The 21,952-nt window shown below is 75.0% G+C and carries 22 protein-coding genes and 1 pseudogene; 16 read left to right on the plus strand and 7 right to left on the minus strand.

The annotated features are described in order from the left end of the window. Window positions 1-273 (minus strand): hypothetical protein, encoded by a 273-nt coding sequence (locus ACZ6O2_RS08835; RefSeq protein ID WP_350707019.1) that lies wholly within the window; start codon window positions 271-273, stop codon window positions 1-3. Window positions 274-405: 132 nt separating this feature from the next. Here ACZ6O2_RS08835 and ACZ6O2_RS08840 point away from each other — a divergent pair, with 132 nt between their 5' ends. Further along, on the plus strand, window positions 406-1,326 hold the full coding sequence (locus tag ACZ6O2_RS08840; RefSeq protein WP_466022475.1) for a proline dehydrogenase family protein: 921 nt from the start codon (window positions 406-408) through the stop codon (window positions 1,324-1,326). On the opposite strand, the gene ACZ6O2_RS08845 is transcribed toward ACZ6O2_RS08840, so the two are convergent. Further along, the gene (locus ACZ6O2_RS08845; protein WP_466022512.1) at window positions 1,313-1,462 is read right to left on the minus strand and encodes a hypothetical protein; all 150 of its coding nucleotides are present in this window, start codon (window positions 1,460-1,462) and stop codon (window positions 1,313-1,315) included. The two genes, ACZ6O2_RS08840 and ACZ6O2_RS08845, sit on opposite strands and share 14 nt — an antisense overlap. Before the next feature lie 57 nt (window positions 1,463-1,519). Between ACZ6O2_RS08845 and ACZ6O2_RS08850 the strand changes: the two genes are divergently transcribed. From ACZ6O2_RS08850 to ACZ6O2_RS08880, 7 genes and pseudogenes are all read left to right on the plus strand, one after another. Further along, window positions 1,520-1,855, plus strand: a complete 336-nt coding sequence (locus ACZ6O2_RS08850) for a YrdB family protein (protein WP_466022476.1) — start codon at window positions 1,520-1,522, stop codon at window positions 1,853-1,855. A gap of 119 nt (window positions 1,856-1,974) precedes the next feature. Then, entirely contained in the window at window positions 1,975-3,465 is a 1,491-nt protein-coding gene (locus ACZ6O2_RS08855) for a hypothetical protein (protein ID WP_466022477.1), read from the plus strand. 86 nt (window positions 3,466-3,551) lie between these two features. Beyond that, window positions 3,552-3,844, plus strand: a pseudogene (locus ACZ6O2_RS08860) (hypothetical protein); the annotation flags it as partial. A 206-nt stretch (window positions 3,845-4,050) separates the two neighbouring features. Next, complete coding sequence (locus ACZ6O2_RS08865; protein WP_007465625.1) at window positions 4,051-4,260, plus strand: helix-turn-helix domain-containing protein; 210 nt, start codon at window positions 4,051-4,053, stop codon at window positions 4,258-4,260. A 219-nt stretch (window positions 4,261-4,479) separates the two neighbouring features. Further along, a complete protein-coding gene (locus ACZ6O2_RS08870) occupies window positions 4,480-4,581 on the plus strand; it encodes a 30S ribosomal protein bS22 (protein WP_007465623.1) in 102 nt (33 codons plus the stop codon). 120 nt (window positions 4,582-4,701) lie between these two features. Continuing rightward, the gene (locus tag ACZ6O2_RS08875) at window positions 4,702-5,775 is read left to right on the plus strand and encodes an NAD-dependent epimerase/dehydratase family protein (protein ID WP_466022478.1); all 1,074 of its coding nucleotides are present in this window, start codon (window positions 4,702-4,704) and stop codon (window positions 5,773-5,775) included. Between the two features lie 257 nt (window positions 5,776-6,032). Next, window positions 6,033-6,914, plus strand: a complete 882-nt coding sequence (locus tag ACZ6O2_RS08880) for a lysophospholipid acyltransferase family protein (RefSeq protein ID WP_393265031.1) — start codon at window positions 6,033-6,035, stop codon at window positions 6,912-6,914. Between the two features lie 18 nt (window positions 6,915-6,932). On the opposite strand, the gene ACZ6O2_RS08885 is transcribed toward ACZ6O2_RS08880, so the two are convergent. From ACZ6O2_RS08885 to ACZ6O2_RS08895, 3 genes are all read right to left on the minus strand, one after another. Then, entirely contained in the window at window positions 6,933-7,808 is an 876-nt protein-coding gene (locus ACZ6O2_RS08885; protein ID WP_350707028.1) for an HAD family hydrolase, read from the minus strand. 120 nt (window positions 7,809-7,928) lie between these two features. Beyond that, window positions 7,929-8,804: a DUF5667 domain-containing protein gene (locus ACZ6O2_RS08890; protein ID WP_350707030.1), complete on the minus strand. Its 876-nt coding sequence runs from the start codon at window positions 8,802-8,804 to the stop codon at window positions 7,929-7,931. 289 nt (window positions 8,805-9,093) lie between these two features. After that, the gene (locus tag ACZ6O2_RS08895) at window positions 9,094-10,053 is read right to left on the minus strand and encodes an ECF subfamily RNA polymerase sigma factor, BldN family (protein WP_350707032.1); all 960 of its coding nucleotides are present in this window, start codon (window positions 10,051-10,053) and stop codon (window positions 9,094-9,096) included. Window positions 10,054-10,653: 600 nt separating this feature from the next. Here ACZ6O2_RS08895 and ACZ6O2_RS08900 point away from each other — a divergent pair. Genes ACZ6O2_RS08900 through ACZ6O2_RS08910 form a run of 3 tightly spaced genes read left to right on the plus strand, consistent with a single transcriptional unit; the run spans window position 10,654 to window position 13,342 of the window. Further along, complete coding sequence (locus ACZ6O2_RS08900) at window positions 10,654-12,387, plus strand: AMP-binding protein (RefSeq protein WP_466022479.1); 1,734 nt, start codon at window positions 10,654-10,656, stop codon at window positions 12,385-12,387. After that, entirely contained in the window at window positions 12,380-12,631 is a 252-nt protein-coding gene (locus ACZ6O2_RS08905; protein ID WP_350707036.1) for a glutaredoxin family protein, read from the plus strand. Before ACZ6O2_RS08900 ends, ACZ6O2_RS08905 begins: the two co-directional genes overlap by 8 nt. A gap of 60 nt (window positions 12,632-12,691) precedes the next feature. Beyond that, on the plus strand, window positions 12,692-13,342 hold the full coding sequence (locus ACZ6O2_RS08910; RefSeq protein ID WP_350707038.1) for an HAD family hydrolase: 651 nt from the start codon (window positions 12,692-12,694) through the stop codon (window positions 13,340-13,342). Between the two features lie 9 nt (window positions 13,343-13,351). Here ACZ6O2_RS08910 and ACZ6O2_RS08915 read toward each other — a convergent pair whose 3' ends face one another. Next, window positions 13,352-14,005, minus strand: coding sequence for a response regulator transcription factor (locus ACZ6O2_RS08915; RefSeq protein ID WP_350707040.1), 654 nt, complete (start codon window positions 14,003-14,005; stop codon window positions 13,352-13,354). Window positions 14,006-14,030: 25 nt separating this feature from the next. Then, window positions 14,031-15,332: a sensor histidine kinase gene (locus ACZ6O2_RS08920; RefSeq protein WP_350707042.1), complete on the minus strand. Its 1,302-nt coding sequence runs from the start codon at window positions 15,330-15,332 to the stop codon at window positions 14,031-14,033. Window positions 15,333-15,793: 461 nt separating this feature from the next. On the opposite strand from ACZ6O2_RS08920, the gene ACZ6O2_RS08925 reads away from it, so the two are divergent. From ACZ6O2_RS08925 to hemB, 5 genes are read left to right on the plus strand one after another with little or no spacing between them, the layout of a single operon-like run. Beyond that, window positions 15,794-16,564, plus strand: coding sequence for a redox-sensing transcriptional repressor Rex (locus ACZ6O2_RS08925; protein WP_466022480.1), 771 nt, complete (start codon window positions 15,794-15,796; stop codon window positions 16,562-16,564). Continuing rightward, a complete protein-coding gene (locus ACZ6O2_RS08930; protein WP_466022481.1) occupies window positions 16,561-17,955 on the plus strand; it encodes a glutamyl-tRNA reductase in 1,395 nt (464 codons plus the stop codon). Before ACZ6O2_RS08925 ends, ACZ6O2_RS08930 begins: the two co-directional genes overlap by 4 nt. Beyond that, window positions 17,952-18,947 carry a hydroxymethylbilane synthase gene (gene hemC / locus ACZ6O2_RS08935; protein WP_350707047.1) on the plus strand — a complete coding sequence of 332 codons (996 nt, stop codon included), beginning with the start codon at window positions 17,952-17,954 and terminating at the stop codon, window positions 18,945-18,947. Before ACZ6O2_RS08930 ends, hemC begins: the two co-directional genes overlap by 4 nt. Then, a complete protein-coding gene (locus tag ACZ6O2_RS08940; protein WP_350707049.1) occupies window positions 18,944-20,524 on the plus strand; it encodes a bifunctional uroporphyrinogen-III C-methyltransferase/uroporphyrinogen-III synthase in 1,581 nt (526 codons plus the stop codon). The genes hemC and ACZ6O2_RS08940 overlap by 4 nt, the downstream gene beginning before the upstream one ends. Window positions 20,525-20,546: 22 nt before the next feature. Further along, window positions 20,547-21,530, plus strand: coding sequence for a porphobilinogen synthase (hemB, locus tag ACZ6O2_RS08945; RefSeq protein ID WP_350707051.1), 984 nt, complete (start codon window positions 20,547-20,549; stop codon window positions 21,528-21,530). The last annotated feature ends 422 nt before the right edge of the window (window positions 21,531-21,952 follow it).

A 21,952-nucleotide genomic window follows, 5' to 3' on the forward strand; every position in this document is an offset into this window, starting at 1 on the left:
TCAGCCGCCGCAGGCGGCGAGGTGGGTGCCGAAGCCGCCCCGGTCGGGGACGGCCGCGGTGACCGGTTCCGGCGCGGTGCCGCCGGCGGTGACCTCGGGCACCCGCAGCGCGACGGCCACGGTGCCGCCGCCGCCGACAGGCCCGAGGGCGCAGTCGTCGTCATCGTCGTCGTCGGAGGTCGTGTTGCAGGCGGAGAGGGCGAGCGCCAGTGCGGTGAGCGCGCCGAGCTGCACGGAGGCCGACCGGAGCCGGCGGCGGGGGCGATGTTCCACGTCATGGTTGTAACCGATGGACACCAGTGCCGTCCGCCCCCGGGTAAGGCATGTGATGCGGTTGGGACCTGGGCGCGGGGTACTGCCGCCGCCGCCCGGCGCGCGGGCGTCGTCGGGCGTTACGCTCGGTCCATGCTCCGTTCCGTCATCCTCGCCGCCTCCCGGTCATCCCAGGTCGAGCGGCTCGTCGCGACGGCCCCGGTCACCCGGGACCTCGTCCGCCGGTTCGTGGCCGGCGCCAAGACCGACGACGCGTTGCGCGCGACCCGCGAACTCGTCGACGACGGTCTCGCGGTCACCCTCGACCACCTCGGCGAGGACACCGTCACCCCCGAGCAGGCCAACGCCACCCGGGACGAATACCTGCGGCTGCTGACGCGGCTCTCGGGCGCGGGGCTGACCCCGGCGGCCGAGGTGAGCGTCAAGCTCTCCGCGCTCGGCCAGGCGTTCGACGAGCAGCTGGCGTATGACAACGCACGGGCGATCTGCCTGGCAGCCGACGAGGTGGGCACCACGGTCACCCTGGACATGGAGGACCACACCACCACCGACTCGACCCTGGACATCCTGGCCAAGCTGCGCAAGGACTTCCCGTCGACCGGCGCGGTGCTCCAGGCGTACCTGCGGCGGACCGAGTCGGACTGCCGCGAGCTGGCCACGGCCGGGTCCCGGGTGCGGCTGTGCAAGGGCGCGTACAAGGAGCCGGAGTCGGTGGCCTACCAGTCCGCCCGCGAGGTGGACAGGTCGTACGTCCGCTGCATGAACATCCTGATGTCCGGCGACGGCTACCCGATGCTGGCCACCCACGACCCGCGCCTGATCGCCATCGGCGAGGACCGGGCCCGCTGGTTCGACCGCGGCCCCGAGCGGTTCGAGTTCCAGATGCTGTACGGCATCCGGCCGGAGGAGCAGGCCCGGCTGGTCGGCGAGGGCTACACCGTGCGCACCTACGTGCCCTACGGCGACCAGTGGTACGGCTACCTGATGCGCCGCCTCGCCGAGCGCCCGTCCAACCTGGTCTTCTTCGGCCGGGCCGTGCTCAGCAGGAAGTGACTCGGACGTTCGACCGGCCGCGGGTGCCCCGCACCAGGCGGTAGCCGTCCGGATCGACCACCGTCACCCCCCAGCGGTCCCAGTACGGGCCGGCGGAGCCCCTCGTCCCGCCGGCCCGTTCCAGTTCCCGGACCAGCTCGTCGTCGACCGCGCCGAGCGGCGCGTCCGGTCCCGAATCCCGGGAGGAGCGCCGATGTACGCCCTGCTCTTGCTGCTGCTCTTCCTGCTCGAACTGGCCGTGCTGGCGATCGGCGGCTGGTGGGGCTGGTCGTGGGACGCCGGGACGCCCGCCCGGCTGGCCGCCGCCGTCGCCGTGCCGCTGCTGCTGGCCGCGCTCTGGGGCGTCTTCGGGTCGCCGAAGGCCCGGGTGCCGCTGCCGGCGGCGGGCAAGCACGCGTTCCAGGCCGCCTGGTTCGTGGCCGGCGGCAGGATGCTCGCCCTGCTCGGGCGGCCGCTGGTCGGCGTCGCGCTGGTCGTCGTCTGGGCACTCACCGTCGCCCTGCTCCGGCGGTCGGGCCGCCCTGCCTGAGCCCGCCCCGGCGGCCCGCCGGTCCGGGCTGCCACGGGTGCCGGCGCGACCCGCCCGGGTGCGGCGTCGGGCCGTGGCGGTGGTCGCCGGGGCGACCGGATGGTCGTACCCTTCGCCGGGTGACTGACGGGCAGCCCGGGGCGGACGGTCGGCCGGCGACGGACGACGCGCGGGCCATCGCGACGACACCACCCGCCGCATCGTCCACGCCCACCGAGCCGCCCACGCCGGCCACGTCCCCCACGCCCAGCGGGCCGGCCACGTCGCCCGCGCCCGTCGGGCCGGGCCTGCCGACCGTGCCCACGGCGTCGGCCGAGCCCGGTCCCGTCGCGGTGCCGGTGGTGCCGCCGGAGCGGGTGTCACGGCGGCTGTGGCCGCTCTGGGCGGCGCTCGCGGCGGTCGTGGTGATGGTCACCTGCGGCCTGTCCACGGCGTTGCTGGCCGGCCTCGCGCGCGACGACGCCGGGCCGGTGCCGGGGGCCTCCGGCACCCGGGCCGACGACCCCGCCACGAGGGCCGCCCGCCAACTCGGCGAGCGGATGACGGCGGAGCTGGCGCGGCAGTCGGCCGCGCTGCTCGCCGGGGACCGGGCCGGGTTCCTGGCCGTCGCGGAACCCGTCGCGCACCCGGACCTGCGCCGCCGGTACGCCGCGCTGCGGGCGCTGCGGGTGACCACCTGGCAGGCCGAGGCGACCGGCCTGCCCACCCCGGTCGACGGCCGGCCCGGCGAGTGGCGGTTGCCGGTCGAGTTTCGGTACTGCTTCGTCGTGCCGGACTGCCGCACCAGCCCGGTGCTGACCGGCACCCGCTGGCGGGCGGGGGACCGGCCCCGGCTGCTCGCCGTGGAGCCGTCCCGATCGGCGGAGACCGGCACCCGGCCCTGGGAGGTCAGCGAGCTGGCCGTCGCCGTCGGCCCGCGCACCCTGGTGGCCACCACCCCCGCCCTGCGCCGGCAGCTGCCCGGCCTGCTCGCCCAGGCCGAGGCGGCCGCCACGGTCGCCGACACGTACGCCGTCGGCGGCCGGCCGCCCGACCGGTACCGGGTCTTCTACGCGGGCCGCGCGGAGTGGCAGCGCTGGTACGGCGGTGACCGGCCGAAGTGGACCGGCGGGTACGCGGTCGCCGTCGGCGGCGGCCACCACGAGGTGGTGCTCAACGCCGACGGGCTGGTGTCCAGCGGGGTGGACGACCTCCTCCGGCACGAGCTGACCCACGCCGCCTCGCTGCCCGAGCGGGGCTACCCGGGCAAGGGCATCTGGTGGCTGGTCGAGGGGCTGGCCGAGCACGCCGGCGCCGACGGCCAGCCGGTCGACCGGTACGAGGGACTGGCCGAGGTGCGGCGGCTGACCGGCGGCTGGGACGGCCGGCTCGACGGCCTCACCCCGGCCGACGACGCGCCGGCCGAGCGGGTCAGCGGCAGCTACGGCATCTCCTACCTGGCCGTCCGGCACCTGGTCGACCGGTTCGGCCCGGAGCGGCTGCTGGCCTTCTTCGCGGCGGTGGTGCACGAGCGTCGCCCGGTGGCCGACGCGGCCGAGGCGACCTTCGGCGAGCCGTGGAGCGCCCTGCACGACGAGTGCGTCGCGTACGTCCGGGCCGTGGCCGCCTGACCGGCGCGTCGTCCGACGCCGCCTGACCGGCGCACCCGAACGTCGCCCGGGCGGTGCGTCGTCGGGCGTCGACGTGGGCTCGTGGCGCGGGCCGCGCGCCGCACCGGCCGGCCATGCGCGACGGCGTGGTGGTCGGCGACGGCGCAGCCCAGGGGGCGGTCGGGTGCGTTCATGATCGACCGCTGTCGGGCGGCGCCGGCCGACCTGACACACTGGTGCCGCTCCCAGCGCGGAGCCCCGGTCCGCGTCCGGAAGCGGCCCGGGGCGCCCGCCCGGTGGTTCCGGTGGCGCCGCCGGAACCACCGGGCGCCTTCCGCGGCGGGGCGGCCGGTCACCGCCCCTGACCGGCTCGGCTCCCGGTGGTCGCGCGGCGGAATGAGGACCGACCGGACGCCGGGCGCAACAGGTTCGACAACCACGTAGCCGGTCGGGTGGACCGGCCCCGCGAACCATGATCAGTTGTACGAAGGGATCGCGCCGGTCACAGCCGCCCCGCTACCGTACTGGTAACACGCGCGTCGCCGGTCCGGGCGGGGAGGATCCCGTCCGGTGGCACGCGCCGGGCATGGGATGGGTCGGTGAGCCATGGCCGGGTCGCAGTCCGACGGTCGGCTGTCGGAGGTCAAGTTCCTGACCGTCGCCGAGGTGGCGACGGTCATGCGGGTGTCGAAGATGACGGTCTACCGCCTGGTGCACAGCGGTGAGCTCACCGCGGTCCGGGTCGGCCGGTCGTTCCGGGTTCCCGAACACGCGGTGCACGAATACCTGCGGGGTGCCTTTCAGGAGACCGCCTGAGCCGCCCGCGGGCCACCCGTCGAGTGCGACGTAACGGGCATCGACGGGGGCGCGTTGGTCCTGTTGACGCTCTCCAGCTACCCTGGACCCCGACCGTGACCGCAGATGCGCCCCGCCGCATGTCCCGCTGGCCCGGTCCGCTGTCCGCACGCGGTCGTCGACGGCACCCGATGGTGGTGTCATCCGGTCGCCCCGCATGTTGCATCGAAAGGCTGTCGTATGGGCTCGGTGGTCAAGAAGCGCCGCAAGCGCATGGCTAAGAAGAAGCACCGCAAGCTGCTGCGCAAGACCCGCGTCCAGCGTCGCCGTCTCGGCAAGTGACCGGGGCCGGGCCGCTGCCCGGCACCTGTCGTCACTTGCCAACTGTCGACCCTCGGAGGCTCAGGTGATCAGGCCGTGGATGTCCCGGCTCGATCCCGCCTGCCGAGGGAGGTGCGCGACATGACCCCCGGTGGCACCCCAGGTGCCCCGGGGGTCGTCGTCGTGACCGGGGTCAGCCGCTACCTCGGCGCGCACGTCGCCGCCCGGCTCGCCGCCGACCCGCGCATCGAGCGGGTCATCGGCGTGGATCCGTCGGAGCCGGCCGCCGAGTTCACCGACCTGCTCGACCGTGTCGAGCGCGTCCGCGTCGACGCCGGCTCGCTCGGCGGTCTCCTCGCCGACCTCGACGTCGACGCCCTGGTCCACCTCGCCCTCGTCACCGCCCCGGACCAGCAGCACGGCGGTCGCGCGGCGATGAAGGAGCAGAACGTCATCGGCACGATGCAGCTCCTCGCCGCCTGCCAGCGGGCGCCCCGGCTGCGCAAGCTCGTGGTCCGCTCCTCGACGGCCGCGTACGGGGCGTCGTTCCGCGATCCGGCCGTCTTCACCGAGGAGACCGAGCCGCGCGAGGTGCCGCGCGGCGGCTTCGGCCGCGACATCCTCGACATCGAGGGGTACGTCCGCGGCTTCCGTCGCCGCCGGCCCGACGTCACCGCCACGGTGCTGCGCTTCGCGCCCTTCATCGGCTCGACCGCCGACACCACCCTCACCCGCTACTTCTCCCAGCCGGTCGTGCCCACCGTGTTCGGCCGCGACCCCCGGCTGCAGTTCCTGCACTTCGACGACGCGCTGGAGGTGCTGCACCGGTCGATCGTCGAGGACCATCCGGGGACGTACAACGTGGCCGGTCCCGGGGTGCTCTCCCTCTCCCAGGCGATCCGCCGGGCCGGCCGGGTCGCCGTGCCGGTGCTGGAGCCCGGCCTCTCCGGGGCCGTCGCGTTCGCCCGCAACCTCGGCTTCGGCCGCTACGGCCTCGACCAGGTCGACCTCTTCGTGCACGGCCGGGTCGTCGACACCACCCGCCTGGAGCGGGAGTACGGCTTCACGCCCCGCACCACCGCCGCCGCGTTCGACGACTTCATCCGCGCCCACCACGGTGGCGTCGTGGTGACCCGGGACCAGTTGGCGGCCGCGGAGCACCTCGTGCTGGAGGGGATCCGGCAGGTCCGGGCCGCCGTGCGGGAGCGCTCGTGAGCGAGCCGGAGGAGCGGCGCGACGGCCGCTACGACGTACCGCTGACCGTCGCCGAGCCGGGCGCGGAGCCGGCGCGGGCGAACGGGCGCCGCCGGGCTGCCACGGCCGACGAACCGGACACCGCCGCCACCGACGAGCCGGTAGCGGCCACTGCTGGCGACAGGGACGAGCCTGGCGGGCCTGTCGCGTCGGGCGCCACGGACGAGCCCGACGAGCCGGCCGCGACGGAGGCCGACCGGCCGGGCGGGGCCGGGGACGTGCCGGCGACGACCGGGCCGGCGGTGCCGGACCGGCCGGGCGACCACTGGGACCGCCGGGTCGCCAAGGGGCTCGCGTTCCTGCGCCGCCGGCTCTCCGGCGACTACGAGGTCGACGAGTTCGGCTTCGATCCGGAGATCACCGAGGCGGTCTTCCACCCGCTGCTGCGGGTGCTCTACCGGGACTGGTTCCGCACCGAGGTCACCGGCCTGGAGCACGTGCCCGCCGAGGGCGCCGGCCTGGTCGTCGGCAACCACTCCGGCACCGTGGCGCTGGACGCGCTGATCCTCTCGGCCGCCCTGCACGACCAGCACCCGGCTCACCGTTACCTGCGCCTGCTCGGCGCGGACCTGGTCTTCCGGATGCCGGTCGTCTCCGAGCTCGCCCGCAAGACGGGCGGGACGGTCGCCTGCAACCCGGACGCGGAGCGGCTGCTCGGCAACGGCGAGCTGGTCGGCGTCTTCCCGGAGGGCTTCAAGGGCATCGGCAAGCTCTACGCCGAGCGCTACAAGCTGCAACGCTTCGGCCGGGGCGGGTTCGTCTCGGCGGCGCTGCGCACCGGCACCCCGATCGTGCCGGTCGCCATCGTCGGCGGCGAGGAGATCTATCCGATGCTCGCCGACATCAAGCCCCTGGCGCGGCTGCTCAAGCTGCCCTACTTCCCGGTCACCCCGACCTTCCCGTGGCTGGGGCCGCTGGGCATGGTGCCGCTGCCGAGCAAGTGGCTGATCGAGTTCTGCCCGCCGATCCCCACCGCGCACCTGACGGACTCCGCCGACGACCCGCTCGTGGTGTTCAACCTGGCCGACCAGGTGCGGGAGACGATCCAGCAGACCCTGCACAAGCTGCTCGAACGCCGGCCGGACCCGTTCGGCCCGTGACGCGGGCGGCCGGCGACGTCAGCCGTTGCGGCGGCGCCGGTGCAGCGCCATGCCGGCGGTGACCGCCCCGGCCAGCAACCCGGCGGCGGCGGTGGACGGCACCACGATCTTCACGGCGCGCCGGCCGGTGCGGAAGTCGCGTACCTGCCAGCCGCGCTGCCGGGCCTCCCTGAGCAGGGCGGCGTCGGGGTTCACCGCCACCCCCCGACCCACCGTGGAGAGCATCGGCAGGTCGTTGCAGGAGTCGCTGTAGGCGGTGCAGCGGGCCAGGTCCAGCCCCTCCACCGCGGCGAGCTGGGTGATCGCCTCGGCCTTCGCCGGGCCGTGCATCAGGTCGCCGACCAGCCGGCCCGTGTACGCCCCGTCGACCACCTCGGCGACCGTGCCGATCGCGCCGGTCAGGCCCAGCCGGGCGGCGATCACCCGGCCGATCTCCACGGGCGCGGCGCTGACCAGCCAGACCCGTTCGCCGGCGTCCAGGTGCCGCTGGGCCAGCTGGCGGGTGCCGCCCCAGATCCGGGGGGCCATCAGCTCGTCGAAGATCTCCTCGGCGAGGCGCTCCACGTCGTCCACCCGCCAGCCCTCGACGAACGCGAGGGCGGCCTCCTTGGCCTGCGACATGTCCCCGGCGTGCTCGGTGGCGAGCAGCCGGAAGCGAAGCTGCTGCCACGCGAACCGGGCCAGGTCGGTCGTGGTGAAGTACTTGCGCGCGGCGAGGCCCCGGGCGAACCAGTAGATCGACGCGCCCTGCATCATCGTGTTGTCGACGTCGAAGAAGGCCGCCGCGGTCGGATCCGGCTGCGGCGGAGCCAGGGGCGCCAGGTCCGTCTCCGCCCAGCCGGCGGTGTGGCCGTGGACGTCGGTGCTGACCGTCACCTTGCGGCTGCGGGCCACGCGACCTCCCTCTGCTGACCGGGCGCGGCGTGCGCCTGCCACTGGTCGAGGGTAGCCGGGCGACGGTTGCCGACGGCCGCCCGGCGGGTGAACTGTGGCGTGGACGGCGCGCCGGGCAGGTCAGCGGTCGCCGGGGCAGGTGGCGGGGGCCGGGCCGAGGGAGTCGCTGCCGACGGGGGCGGGCAGGCCGCAGGAGATCGCCGCGCGGAGCGCGTCGGAGCGCTTGCGGACCGCGTCCAGCAGGGCCAGCGAGCGGCGGGTCCGGTCCCGGTCGGCCCGGGTGCCGGCGTCGAGGAGGTCCCCGACCGCCCGCCGCTGCCCGGTGAGGAAGGAGTTGACCGCGTCCAGCGCCGCCAGGTCGGAGCGCTGCACCGCGGCGGTGGTCAGCAGGCGTACGCCCTGGCGGGTGCCCGCGTCCATGTCGTCCAGCACGGCGCTGTAGCCGTCCCGGTCCCCGCGCAGCGCGGCGGCCTCGGCCAGCCGGGTGCGGGCGAAGTCCAGGAAGAGCTGGCCTCGGCTGATGTCCGAGCTGGCCAGCGCGAGCTGGGCCCGTTCCGTCGAGCGCTTCATGCCGTACAGCGCGTCACCGGGCACCGCGTTCTCGCTCGCGGCGGAGATGCCGGAGAGGGCGACCGCGCCGGCCGCGACACCGACCAGGATGGCGCCGCGGGCGCGGGCCCGGCGGGCGGTGACGGCGGGCAGCAGGCGGCTGCGACCGGTGTCGGCGGCGGCCGGCTCCGGCGCGGCGGCGGTCGCCGGGGCGCCGATGCCCTCGCGTTCGGCCGTGGCCAGCAGCATGGCGCGCAGCCCGGTGCGGAACTCCGGGTCCACCTCGACGGCCGGCGGGGCGGCGCCGAGCCGCTGCCCGACGGCGACGAGCGCGGCGAGCTGGTCGTCGGCGCGGGAACGGACGTGGTGTCGCCGGCCGCCGTTGGCCTCGTCGAGAAGCTGCGCGAAGCGCTCCGCGCGCCGACGGGAGAAGAGGTCACTGTCCACCGCAGGCACCTCCTCTCGCTGGTCACGGCCGGTCGGCCGCTGTCGTCGCCGGCGACCGGTGACGGCGTGACACCACGGACGAACGTCGTGGCCGGCCACGCTGCCGGACCTCGGAACCCGGGGGGATGCCGGGGCTACCACCGGTCGCACCCGGAGAAACGGTCCGCACCAGGCATGGGTTACGGGCCCGCCGGGGGCGAAATCACGGAAAGTGATTGCCGTCACGGCGCAGAGAGGGCGGTGAGCTGGGCGGACGGGGATCGGCGCCCGTCGGTCCCCGTCGGCCGGACTACGGTTGGAAGCCGTCCGGCAGCAGCCGCGCCAGCGCCCGTACCGCGCGGTACTGCAACGCCTTGATCGCGCCCTCGTTCTTGCCCATCGCGCGGGCTGTCTCGGCCACGGAGAACCCCTGCAGGAAGCGGAGCACGATGCACTCCTGCTGCTCGGGGTTGAGCTGCTTGACGGCGCCGAGCAGGGCCACGTTGGTGATGTGCTCGACGACCGCCGCCTCCGGGCTGCCCTCCGGGCCCCGGTCCTCGCGATCGGCGTCCAGCACGTCGCCGGTGGTCACCTCCAGGCGGTAGCGGCCGGACTTGAAGTGGTCGGCCACCAGGTTGCGGGCGATGGTGACCAGCCACGCGCCGAGGTCCCGGCCCTGCCAGGTGAAGCTGCCGATCCGCTTGAGGGCGCGCAGGAAGGTGTCGGAGGTGAGGTCCTCCGCGAGCTGGCGGTTGCCGACCCGGAAGTAGACGAACCGGAACACCGTGTCGACGTACCGGTCGTAGATCAGCCCGAACGCCTCGGACTCGCCCGCCTGGGCGCGCTCGACCAGGGCCCAGACCTCGGTCGCCGGGTCGGACGGGTCCGGTCGGCTGGGGAAGCCCGTCGAGGCGGCGGGGGCGGCGGCGGTCGCCGGCACCGCCGGGATCACGGCCGTCTCCGCGGCCGACTGCTCGGACGCCGTCGACGGTTCCGTCGTACGGCGGCCCTGCGCCGGCATGGTGGGCCGGGCCGGCACGGCCACCCGGCCCCCGGCCGGCTTGGCGTTGCCCCCCGGTGTCGCGGGACGCGGTGGCGGCTCGTTGTGGTGCGGCCGGTGGCGGATCCGGCTCGACGTGCCGTCGCCGCGGACCGCGAGGCTGCCCGTGTCGTCCAGCGGGCCCCGGATGGCGGGTCGCTCGTTGAGCGGGGCGCGGGTCGCGGGGTTGGTCAGGCCGAGCGGCCGTTCCGCGTAACCGAAGGTCGTCACCGCGCCGCCTCCGTCCCGCCGGCCGCTGGCCGCGCCGGTCGGCGCGTCGCCGTCGCGCCGCCACCCGGGCGGTCGGGCAGGGCTGGCTCGGGGCGTGCCGACGGGCGGCAGATCCCCTTGAGGTGCTGGTCCAATGCGCTCACAGGCACGGGGGCCTCCTCGGGCTGAGGGGTGTCGACTCACGGCAAATGGGGTGAGCCGACCCGAGTGATGATAGGGCCAACGTCACCCGCGCGTGGCAAGTCCGTTACACAGGGCGGAAGTATTTCCCGCCGCGTCGCACAAATGGCGGACCGGTTGTCCGTCGCGTGCGGTTGACATTCGGATTGCCGCGTGATCCTGAAGGGGTTTCCAGCTCAGCGGGCACGCCGGCCGACGCGGGACGGACGGGTGACGCGGGGGTCGACTCAGGAGGGTCGCGCGTGCCGCGGCCCGCCGGCGTGTCCCGTACACGGGACTGGATCCGTCTCGTCCGCGCGCCCCGGGCGTCCTGCCGGCGGGACTCGCCGCGGCGCCGGCGCGCCCGACGGCCCCTCGGCCGCGGCCTTGGGCCGTCGCGGGCATGGCCCGAGACCCGGCGCTGTGCCAGACTCAGCCACCGTGCAGGACGCATCCGACAGCATCGCGTCGAACCTCGCCGACCGGGTCCGCCGGGCGGCCGCCGCCCACGGCGACCGACCCGCGCTGCACTGGCGCGAACGGACCCTGACCTGGTCCGAACTGGACGCCTCGGTGACCGCCGCCGCCCGGGCCCTGGCGGACCTGACCGGGAATCCGCCCGCCGGGACGGCGCCGACCGAGGCCCGGGCCGCCGGGCGGACGGCGGGCCCGTCCGCCGCCGTCGACCGGCACCCGCCCCGGGTCGCCATCGCGCTGGGCAACTCGCCGGACTTCGTGGTCGGCTACCTGGGCGCGCTGCGCGCCGGGCTGGTGGCGGTGCCGGTCAACCCCGGCCTCACCGCCCCCGAGCTGCGGCACGTGCTGGCCGATTCCGGCGCCTCGGTCCTGATCGGCACCGAGCGGGTGCGCGACCTCGTCGCCGGCGTCGCCGGGGAGCTGCCCGCGCTCACCGCCGTGCACGGCGCCCCGCCGACGGCGGACGGCGGGGGCGGCGGCCCGTTCCCCGGCCGGGGCGGCGACGACCTGGCGGTGCTGCTCTACACCTCCGGCACCGAGGGGCGGCCGAAGGGCGCGATGCTCACGCACCGGGCGCTGGCGGCCAACCACGAGCAGGTGGACCGCATCGACCCGCCGGTCGTCGGCCCGGGCGACACCGTGCTGCTCGCGCTGCCGCTGTTCCACGCGTACGGGCTGAACTCCGGGCTGGGCGCGGTCGTCCACCATGGCGCGACCGGGGTGCTGGTCGACGACCTCGGCCCCGACGCCGGGCTGGCCGAGATCGCCCGCCGCCGGGTCGGCGTGCTGGTCGGCGTACCGTCGATGGTGGCCGCCTGGGCCACGGCGGACGCCGGCGCGCTCGCCGCGGCCATGGCGTCGGTGCGGCTCGTGGTCTGCGGCGCGGCGCCGCTGGAGCCGGCCGTCGCGGCCCGCTTCGCCGAGGTCGCCGGCCGCCCGGTGCACGTCGGGTACGGCCTGACCGAGACCGCGCCGGTGCTCACCTCCACCCTCGTCGGCGGCGAGCCCAAGGCCGGCTCGATCGGCCGCCCGCTGCCCGGCGTCGAGTTGCGCCTGGTCGGGACGGACGGGGCCGACCTGTGGCGCGACGGCGTGGCCGAGCCGGACGAGGACGCCGACGAGCTGGACCTCTCCGACGCCGCGCCGGGCACGGACCCGGGCCAGATCGTGGTGCGCGGGGCGAACCTCTTCTCCGGGTACTGGCCGGACGGCCGGGGCGGGCCGGACGCCGACGGCTGGTGGGCCACGGGCGACGTCGGGTACGCCGACTCCGACGGCGATCTCTTCCTGGTCGACCGGGTCGGCGAGCTGATCCTGGTCAACGGGTTCAACGTGTACCCGCGCGAGGTCGAGCTGGTGCTCTCCGCCCATCCCGGCGTGGCCGAGTCGGCGGTACTCGGTGTGCCGCACCCGCGGACCGGCGAGACTGTTCGGGCGTACGTGGTGCCGGCGCCGGGGCGCCCGGTCACGGGCGAGGAACTGCTCGCCCACTGCGCCCGCAACCTGGCCCGGTTCAAGTGCCCGACCGCCGTCGAGTTCGTCGACGAGCTGCCGCACTCGGTGATCGGCAAGGTACGCAAGACCCTGCTCCGGCCGGCGTCGTCCCCGGCGGCACCGGTGCCGTCGCCGGCGGCGTCGCCGGAGAACCGTCCGCCGGCCCCGGCCGGCACCAGCACCACGGAGGAGACCGATGCGTGAGCCCCGACTCACCCTGATCACCCGGCCCGGCTGCCACCTCTGCGAGGACGCGAAGGCGGCGCTGGACCGGGTGGTGGCGGTCACCGGGGACCGGTGGACCGAGAAGGACGTCACCGACGACATCGAGCTGGAACGCGAGTACGGCGACCGCCTGCCGGTGGTGCTGCTCGACGGCAAGGAGCACGGCTACTGGCGGGTGGAGGAGGAACGGCTGCTGCGGGACCTGACCACCCCGCAGTTGTAGCGCCGCCGGGACCGCCGGGCCGACCACGGCGGGCCGGTGGCGCCGGTTTATGGTGCTGCGATGACCCCTGCGCACCGCCACCTGGTCTGGGACTGGAACGGCACCCTGCTCAACGACCTCGACCTGGTGGTCGCCTCCACCAACGTCGCCTTCGCCAGCGTCGGCGGGCCCACGGTGACCGCCGACGAGCACCGGGTCATGTTCCGCCGGCCGATCGCCGACTACTACGCCGAGGTGCTCGGCCAGGCGGTCGACGACGACGAGTTCGGCCGGCTGGACCGGATCTTCCACGACGCGTACCGGGCCGGGCTGACCACCTGTGAGCTGGCGCACGACGCCACGGTCGCGATGGCGGCGTGGCGGGGCAACCAGTCCCTGCTCTCGATGTGGTTCCACGAGGAGCTGGTGCCGACGGTGCGGACGTACGGGCTCAGCGGGCACTTCGTCCGGGTGGACGGGCTGCGGGCCACCGTCGGCGGCGACCGCAAGGCCGAGTCCCTCCGCAAGCACCTGGCCGAGCTGGGCGTGGCCGGCCCGGACGTGGTGCTGATCGGGGACTCCGTCGACGACGCCGACGCCGCCCTGTCGGTGGGCGGTCGCGCCGTGCTCTACACCGGCGGGTTCACCGACCCGGCCCGCCTGCGCGCCTCCGGCCACCCGGTCGCCGACACCCTCACCGAGGCCGTGGCCCTGGCGGCCGCCCTGCCCTGACCGGCGGGGTCAGTTGCGCAGGTAGGCGAGGACGGCCAGGACCCGGCGGTGCTGCTCCGTGTCGGGCGGGAGCTGGAGCTTCGTGAAGATGTTCCGGACGTGCTTCTCGACGGCGCCGTCGGTGACCACCAGGGTGCGCGCGATCGCCGTGTTCGAGCGGCCCTCGGCCATCAGGGCGAGCACCTCGCGTTCGCGCGGGGTGAGCTCGCGCAGCGGGTCGTCGCGGCGGCGCCGGGCGAAGAGCTGGCCGACCACCTCGGGGTCGAGCACCGTCCCGCCGGCGGCCACCCGGTCCAGGGCGTCGAGGAACTCGTCGATCGCGGCCACCCGGTCCTTGAGCAGGTAGCCGATACCGCCCCCGCCGCCACCGGTCGTGGCGAGCAGGTCGTCGGCGTACGACACCTCGACGTACTGGGAGAGGACCAGGATCGGGGTGCGGGGCACCAGCCGCCGGGCCTCCACCGCCGCGCGCAGCCCCTCGTCGGTGTGCGAGGGCGGCATCCGGACGTCGACGATCGACACGTCCGGCCGGTGCGTGACGACCGCCGCCACCAGCGCCTCGCCGTCGGCGACGGCGGCCACCACCTCGTGCCCCCGCTCGCTGACCAGCCGGACCAGCCCTTCCCGGAGCAGCACGGCGTCATCCGCGATCACGATTCGCATGGTTGAGTTGTCTACCACGTCGGGATCACAGCGGGAGTTCGGCGCGGATTTCGGTGGGCCCGCCGACGGGGCTGACCACGTCCAGCCGGCCACCGGCGGCGCGCACCCGGTCGGCGATGCCGACCAGCCCGTGCCCCTTGGCCAGGTGGGCGCCGCCCTGACCGTCGTCGCCGACGCCCACCTCCAGCCGGCCGTCGCGCCGGGCCACGATCACGTGGCACTCGGTCGCCCGGCTGTGCTTGGCGACGTTGGTCAGCGCCTCGGCCACGACGAAGTACGCCGTGCTCTCCACCGCCGGGTCGAGCCGGCCGGCGGGGCTGCCCAGCTCCGGGTCCACCCGCAGCTCGATCGGGATCAGGCCGCGCCCGGCCAGCGCCGCCAGGGCGCTGGGCAGGCCCCGGTCGACCAGGATCGGCGGTGCGATGCCCCGGGACAGGGCGCGCAGTTCGGCGAGCGTCTCCCGGGTCTGGGTGACCGCCTCGTCCAGCGTCCGCGCCGCGGCGTCGGGGTCGGAGGCGAGCTGCTGGCGGGCCCGGCTGAGGTCCATGGCGAGCCGGACCAGGCGCTGCTGCGGGCCGTCATGGATGTCCCGCTCCAGCCGGCGCAGCGCGCTCGCCTCGGCGGATACGGCGGCCCGCTTCTGCTCCTCCAGCACGGTGATCCGGTTGCGCATCTCCGCCACGCCGGTGAGCATCGCCCGGCCGAAGCTCGCCTGGAGCAGCGCGCAGCCGCGGGCCACGATCGGCAGGGTGATCAGGAAGAACAGCCCGATCGCGGTGTGCAGCCCGATCCGGGCGATGGTCGAATCGCCCAGGCCGAGGAGTTGGGGGAGGCCGACGTCCTCCGGGTCGCCGTGCGGCAGCGCCCAGTCGTACGCCCAGTAGAGCGATCCGGCGACGGCGCCGGCCCACCAGACCAGCGTGACCGCGAAGGTGGCGACGGCCACGACCAGCTTGAGGATGCCGTGCGCCAGGTCGAGCCAGGACTGCGCGTCCCCCATGGGCACGAAGATCCGCCGCCAGGCGCTGGCTCCGGGCTCGGGGAGCCGGTACTGCGGGCGGATCCGGGACTGGTGCAGCACGGCGGGGAGGCGGAGCCGCTCGATGTCGGCCAGCCCTCGGGCGGCGTACAGGGTGCCGCTGAGGACGGGCAGGCCGATCACCGTCACCACCAGCCCGAGGCCGGCCGCGAGGCCGGCCAGCAGGACCACGAAGCTGGCCAGGGCCAGGGGGAGGCCGAGCAGCACGTAGCCGGAGTCCAGGAGGAGCTGACGGGAGATGGTCGGCGCCGGCGCGGGCGGGGCGGCGGCGACGGGTGCGGCGGTCATACCACGAGGCTAGGCAGCGCGGGGGTGATCGACCCATCCCGTCGGCCGGCCTCTCCGGCGTAGGGCTGTCCCTACCGTGACCCTCCGGGCGGCGCCGGCCGCGACGGGTGCCCCGGAGCCCGACCGGCGGTGGGCCCCGGTGCCGACGGTCGGGCCCCGCCGGCACCGGCGTGACGAAATCGGCGGCGAGCCGCGCTCGCGCGATTGGTCAGAGAAGTCGTAATTGAGCAATAATCGCCGAGCGGCGCCGGCGGAGGCCGCTGTATCGATCTTGCGGGATGGAGGGCCAGGTGGAGCCGCGTCGCGAGCTGTCAAGATCGCGATTTGTGCACGCCTTCACAAGCGCCTACTCTGTAGTTCCGACGCGCCCTGCTAGCACAGCCGGCAATCTCGGTCGCCAGCGGGAGTCCCGAAACGGCCGGCCGCTGGAGCTGGCCGAGGATCGCACCGCACGGAGTCTCATGAGTCAGCACCGTCACCCTGGCGCGCCCGGCCGCGCCGGTGCCGTACCGGCGCTCCCGGACCTGCCCGAGGCGACCGTCGCGCGGCTCCCCGAATACCTCCGTGCCCTGCACAACCTGGCCGAAAGCGGTCACGAGACCGTGTCCAGCGAGGGGCTGGCGAGCGCCGCGGGGGTGAACTCGGCGAAGCTCCGCAAGGACCTCTCGCACCTCGGCTCGTACGGCACCCGGGGCGTCGGCTACGACGTGGCGCTGCTGGTCGACCAGATCGAGTTCGTGCTCGGGCTCACCCAGCGCCGTGCGGTCGCCCTCGTCGGCGTGGGTAATCTCGGTCACGCCCTGGCCGGCTACGACGGCTTCGCCAGCCGCGGCTTCCGGATCGCCGCGCTCTTCGACGCCGACCCCGAACGCGTCGGCGAGGAGATCAGCGGGCTGGTCGTCCGGCACATCGACGAGCTGCCCCGGGTCGCCGTCGAGGAGTCCATCGCCATCGGCGTGATCGCCACCCCGGCCCCGGCCGCCCAGGCAGTCGCCGACCAGCTCGTGGCCGTCGGTGTGACGAGCATCCTGAACTTCGCTCCGTGCGTACTCTCGGTTCCGGAGGGGGTCGACGTGCGCAAGGTCGACCTGGCCATAGAGCTGCAGATCCTGTCCTTCCACGAGCACCGCAAGGCATCGCTGACCGCGCTTCCCGCCACCGGCGGGTCCGCCCTCGCCGCCCTGCCCGGCGGGCTCGCGGTCACCGACCCTCAGGAGGCGATCGGCACGTGAAACTGCTCGTCGTCGGTGCGTCCTACCGCACGGCTCCCGTCGCCACGCTGGAGCAGCTCGCGGTCGCCCCCGCCGAACTCACCCGCACCCTGGACCGCCTGGTCGCGCAGCCGTACGTGACCGAGGCCGTGCTCGTCTCCACCTGCAACCGGGTGGAGGTCTACGCCGCCGTGTCCGGATTCCACGGCGGTCTCGGCGACATCTGCGCCGTGCTGGCCGAGCATGCCGGGTGCCAGCCGGCCGGGCTCGCCAACCACCTCTACGTGCACTTCGACGCCGCCGCGGTGGACCACGTCTTCCGGGTCGCCGCCGGGCTGGACTCGATGGTCGTGGGCGAGGCGCAGATCCTCGGCCAGCTGCGCGACGCGTACCACTCGGCGACCGGGGCCGACACCGCCGGGCGACTGCTGCACGAGCTGATGCAACAGGCGCTGCGGGTCGGCAAGCGCGCCCACGCGGAGACCGGCATCGACCGGGCCGGTCAGAGCGTGGTCACCGCCGCGCTGGAACTGGCCGCCGAGCACCTCGGCAGCGACCTCGCCGGCCGCCCGGCGCTGGTGGTCGGGGCGGGCGCCATGGGCTCGCTGGGCGTGGCCACGCTGTCCCGGCTGGGTGCCGGGCCGCTCACCGTGACCAACCGGGGCGCCGACCGGGCCGTCCGGCTGGCCGAGGCATACGGGGCCAGCGCGACGCCGATGACGGAACTCACCACCGCGCTCTCCACAGTGGACATCGTAGTGGCCGCCACCGCGGCCACGGAAGCGGTCCTCACCCGCGAGGTGGTCACTTCGGCGCTCGCCGGGCGCGACCCCGGGCGGGGGCCGCTGGTCCTGCTCGACCTGGCCGTGCCGCGCGACGTGGCGGCCGGCGTCGCCGAGCTGCCCGGCGTCGAGGTGATCGACATCGACCGGATGGCGGCGCTGCTCGCCGACGGTCCCGCCGCCGCCGACGCCGCCGCCGTCGAACGGATCGTGGCCGGCGAGGTCGAGGCCTTCCTCACCTGGCTGCGCGGGGCCGACGTCGCGCCGACCGTGGCCGCCCTGCGTGGCCGCGCCGACGACGTGGTCACCGCCGAGCTGCGCCGGCTCGCGCAGCGCCGCCCGGACCTCACCGACGACCAGCGCGCCGAGGTGGCCCGGACGGTGCACCGGGTGGTCCAGCGGCTGCTGCACCAGCCCACCGTGCGGGTCCGCCAGCTCGCCGCGGAGCCCGGCGGCGACCAGTACGCGGCCCTGCTGCGCGAGCTGTTCGACCTCCAGGTGCCGCAGACGTCGCCGGTCGACACCGTCCCCGACGTCGTGGACAGCGACGTCGTACCGCCGTTCGGCCTCGCCGACTTCCCGTCGTCGGCCGGCCCGGCCGACGTCCCGCCCACCGGAGGTGAGCGATGAGCACCCCCCTGCGCCTCGGTACCCGGGGCAGCAAACTGGCGATGGCCCAGTCCGGCCACGTCGCCGAGGCCCTGACCGCCGCCACCGGCCGCCCGGTCGAGCTGGTCGAGGTGATCACCGCCGGCGACCGATCCGCCGCGCCGGTGCACCGGCTCGGCGTCGGCGTCTTCGTCTCCGCCCTGCGCGACGCGTTGACCGCCGGCACCATCGACTTCGCGGTGCACTCCTACAAGGACCTGCCCACCGCCACGGCGGCCGGGCTGCACATCGCGGCGGTGCCGATCCGGCAGGACCCGCGGGACGCGCTGGTCGCCCGCGACGGCCGGACGCTCGCCGAGCTGCCGCCCGGCGCGACCGTCGGCACCGGCGCGCTGCGCCGCATCGCCCAACTGCACGCCCTCGGGATGCAGCTGGAGGTCGCCCCGATCCGGGGCAACGTCGACACCCGCCTCGCCCGGGTGCTCGGCCCGGAGGCCGACCTGGACGCCATCGTCCTGGCCCGGGCCGGGCTGGCCCGGCTGGGGCGGACCGAGGTGATCACCGAGACGCTCGACCCGATGCTGATGCTGCCCGCGCCCGCCCAGGGCGCGCTGGCGGTGGAGTGCCGGATCGACGACCCGGACATGGTCGAGCTGCTCGCCGTGCTCGACCACGCACCGTCCCGCGCCGCGGTCGTCGCGGAGCGGGCGCTGCTGGCCACCCTGGAGGCCGGATGCTCCGCTCCGGTCGCCGCCTACGCCGTCGTCGCCGAAGGCGAGCCAACCGGCTCGGGTGCCGAGGGCGATGTTGTCCAGGAGATCTACCTGCGCGGGGCGGTGATCAGCCCGGACGGCTCGCGAGACCTCCGGCTGTCCCGCACCGGAACGCTCGCCGACGCGGCGGAGATCGGCAAGGCACTCGCCGCCGAACTCCTCGACCTCGGCGCCGACTCGATCCTCGGCCAAGAAGGACACGCCGGCCCGGGGACCCAGCAATTTGGGAGCACAGAATGACCCGCACCCGTAAGCCCGTAGGCCGTATCGCGTTCGTCGGGGCCGGTCCCGGCGACCCGGGCCTGCTGACCCGCCGGGCGCACGACGCCCTGGTCGACGCCGACCAGGTGGTGTACGACCGGGGAGTCCCCGAGTCGCTGCTCGACGCCGTCCGTGCCCAGGCCAAGTCCGACGCCCAGTTCACCCCGGCCGAGGGCGCGCCGGGCGACGTGGCGAAGGTGCTGATCTCGGCGGCCCGGTCCGGGCTGAACGCGGTGCACCTGGTCGCCGGCGACCCGTTCGGCCACGAGTCGGTGGTCCGGGAGGTGCAGGCGGTGGCGCGTACCGCCGCGCACTTCGAGGTGGTCCCCGGCGTCGGCCAGGCGGAGGGTGTGGCGACCTACGCGGGTGTGCCGCTGCCCGGCGTACGCACGGCGGCCGACGTCGAGGACGTCAGCACGCTGGACTTCGACGCCCTCGCCGCGGCCGTCGGCCGGGGCTCGCTGGCCCTGGCCGTCGACGCCGGCGACCTCGCCGCGATCCGGGACGGGCTGCTCGCCGCCGGGGTGGACGGCGCCACCGGCGTCGGGGTGACCGGGGACGGCACCGGCGAGACGCAGTACACCACCACGTCGACCGTGGACTCCTTCGTCGCGGCGGCGCTCGGCTTCACCGGCCGGGTCGTGCTCACCATCGGCGAGGGCGTCGGCCAGCGGGACAAGCTGAGCTGGTGGGAGAACCGGCCGCTGTACGGCTGGAAGGTCCTCGTGCCCCGCACCAAGGAGCAGGCCGGCGTGATGAGCGCGCGGCTGCGCGCGTACGGGGCCATCCCCTGCGAGGTGCCGACGATCGCGGTCGAGCCGCCGCGGACCCCGGCCCAGATGGAGCGGGCGGTCAAGGGCCTCGTCGACGGCCGGTACGCCTGGGTGATCTTCACCTCGGTCAACGCGGTCCGCGCCGTCTGGGAGAAGTTCGCCGAGCACGGCCTGGACGCCCGGCACTTCGGCGGCGTCAAGATCGCCTGCATCGGCGAGGCGACCGCCGACGCCGTCCGCGCGTTCGGCATCCAGCCCGAGCTGATCCCGTCGGGGGAGCAGTCCTCCGAGGGGCTGCTGGCCGAGTTCTCGCCGCACGACGAGATCCTCGACCCGGTCGGCCGGGTGCTGCTGCCGCGCGCCGACATCGCCACCGAGACCCTCGCCGCCGGGCTCACCGAGCGTGGCTGGGAGGTCGACGACGTGACCGCGTACCGGACGGTCCGGGCCGCCCCGCCGCCCGCCGAGATCCGGGACGCGATCAAGTCCGGTGGCTTCGACGCGGTGCTCTTCACCTCGTCCTCCACGGTGCGGAACCTGGTCGGCATCGCGGGGAAGCCGCACGCGCGTACCGTTGTTGCAGTGATCGGGCCCAAGACGGCGGAGACGGCGACGGAGTTCGGCCTGCGGGTCGATGTCCAGCCGCCGCACGCTTCGGTTCCCGACCTGGTGGAGGCGCTCGCCGCCTACGCCGTCGAGCTGCGCGAGAAGCTCGCCGCCATGCCGGCTAAGCAGCGCCGCGGCTCGAAGGTCCAGGGGCCGACCGCCCTGAGGTTCCGGTAGTCGTCGTAGCAGGAGGCCCGTGATGCCGTACCCCGAGATCCGGCCCCGCCGGCTGCGCCGCAACGCGGCGCTCCGGCGGCTGGTCGCCGAGACCCGCGTCGACCCGGCCGAGCTGGTCGTGCCGATGTTCGTCAAGGAGGGGCTGACGGAGCCGCGGGCGATCGCGTCGCTCCCGGGGGTGCTCCAGCACTCCCGGGACTCGCTCCGCAAGGCCGCGGTCGAGGCCGTCCAGGCGGGCGTCGGCGGCATCATGCTCTTCGGGGTGCCGGCGCGGCGGGACGCCACCGGGTCCGGCGGGATCGACCCCGATGGCATCCTCAACGTCGCGATCCGTGACGTGGTGGCCGAGGTGGGCGACGCCACGGTGGTGATGAGCGACCTCTGCCTGGACGAGTTCACCTCGCACGGGCACTGCGGCCTGCTCACCCCCGACGGCGGCGTGGACAACGACGCCACGCTGGCGGCGTACGCCGAGATGGCGGTGGCCCAGGCCGCCGCCGGGGTCGGGGTGGTCGGGCCGTCCGGGATGATGGACGGCCAGGTCGGCGTGGTGCGCCGGGCGCTCGACGCCGCCGGCCACCAGGACGTGGCCGTGCTGGCGTACGCCGTCAAGTACGCCTCGGCCTTCTACGGCCCGTTCCGCGACGCCGTGGAGTCGGCCCTGGAGGGCGACCGGCGCACCTACCAGCAGGACCCGGCGAACCTGCGGGAGTCGCTGCGCGAGGTCGAGCTGGACGTCGCCGAGGGCGCCGACATGGTGATGGTCAAGCCGGCACTGCCGTACCTCGACGTGGTGTCGGCGGTCCGCGCGGCGGTCGACGTCCCGGTCGCGGCGTACCAGGTCTCCGGCGAGTACGCCATGGTCGAGGCAGCCGCCGCGAACGGCTGGATCGACCGGGAGCGGGTGATGCTGGAGACGCTCACATCGATCCGCCGGGCCGGTGCGCAGATCATCCTCACCTACTGGGCGGTCGAGGCCGCCCAGCTCCTCCGCCAGCGCTACTGAAGCCCGACCGAAGCCCTACTGACGCCCCCGCCCAGCGTCCCGTTCACGGCACCACCTGGATCCCCTGCACCCTGGGGGCGGGCAACGGCGTCACAGACGCCACGCCGCGCACGGCCGGACAGAGAACTCGGCACGGACCGGTCCCGGACCGGTCGCGCTGGACGCGGCCCCTGCCCGACGACTCACGACCCACGACCCATGACGGCACGCCAATGCCGGCTCACTCATGCGTGCCTGGTCCACGCATGCTGTGTCCGTCACCCAGAGCGATCAATCCAAGCGAGTCGCCAACCCCTCTCGGGGCGTTCTCTGGACATGTGCTGGTCAGGGCGGTGATTAGTCGGATCGTCGGCCGCGAAGGTCGGTCGGACGGCGTCCGCGCCTTCGCCCCGTGAAAGAGCCGACGGCCCGCCCGCCAGGTG

The sequence above is a fragment of the Micromonospora sp. NPDC048040 genome, assembly GCF_055587185.1.

Coding starts and splice junctions, on each gene's coding strand:
- ACZ6O2_RS08915 (WP_350707040.1), bottom strand. CDS start 14,005: ATGCGAATCGTGATCGCGGATGACGCCGTGCTGCTCCGGGAAGGGCTG.
- ACZ6O2_RS08870 (WP_007465623.1), top strand. CDS start 4,480: ATGGGCTCGGTGGTCAAGAAGCGCCGCAAGCGCATGGCTAAGAAGAAG.
- hemB (WP_350707051.1), top strand. CDS start 20,547: ATGCCGTACCCCGAGATCCGGCCCCGCCGGCTGCGCCGCAACGCGGCG.
- ACZ6O2_RS08850 (WP_466022476.1), top strand. CDS start 1,520: ATGTACGCCCTGCTCTTGCTGCTGCTCTTCCTGCTCGAACTGGCCGTG.
- ACZ6O2_RS08910 (WP_350707038.1), top strand. CDS start 12,692: ATGACCCCTGCGCACCGCCACCTGGTCTGGGACTGGAACGGCACCCTG.
- ACZ6O2_RS08905 (WP_350707036.1), top strand. CDS start 12,380: ATGCGTGAGCCCCGACTCACCCTGATCACCCGGCCCGGCTGCCACCTC.
- hemC (WP_350707047.1), top strand. CDS start 17,952: ATGAGCACCCCCCTGCGCCTCGGTACCCGGGGCAGCAAACTGGCGATG.
- ACZ6O2_RS08940 (WP_350707049.1), top strand. CDS start 18,944: ATGACCCGCACCCGTAAGCCCGTAGGCCGTATCGCGTTCGTCGGGGCC.
- ACZ6O2_RS08875 (WP_466022478.1), top strand. CDS start 4,702: ATGACCCCCGGTGGCACCCCAGGTGCCCCGGGGGTCGTCGTCGTGACC.
- ACZ6O2_RS08865 (WP_007465625.1), top strand. CDS start 4,051: ATGGCCGGGTCGCAGTCCGACGGTCGGCTGTCGGAGGTCAAGTTCCTG.
- ACZ6O2_RS08920 (WP_350707042.1), bottom strand. CDS start 15,332: ATGACCGCCGCACCCGTCGCCGCCGCCCCGCCCGCGCCGGCGCCGACC.
- ACZ6O2_RS08925 (WP_466022480.1), top strand. CDS start 15,794: ATGAGTCAGCACCGTCACCCTGGCGCGCCCGGCCGCGCCGGTGCCGTA.
- ACZ6O2_RS08840 (WP_466022475.1), top strand. CDS start 406: ATGCTCCGTTCCGTCATCCTCGCCGCCTCCCGGTCATCCCAGGTCGAG.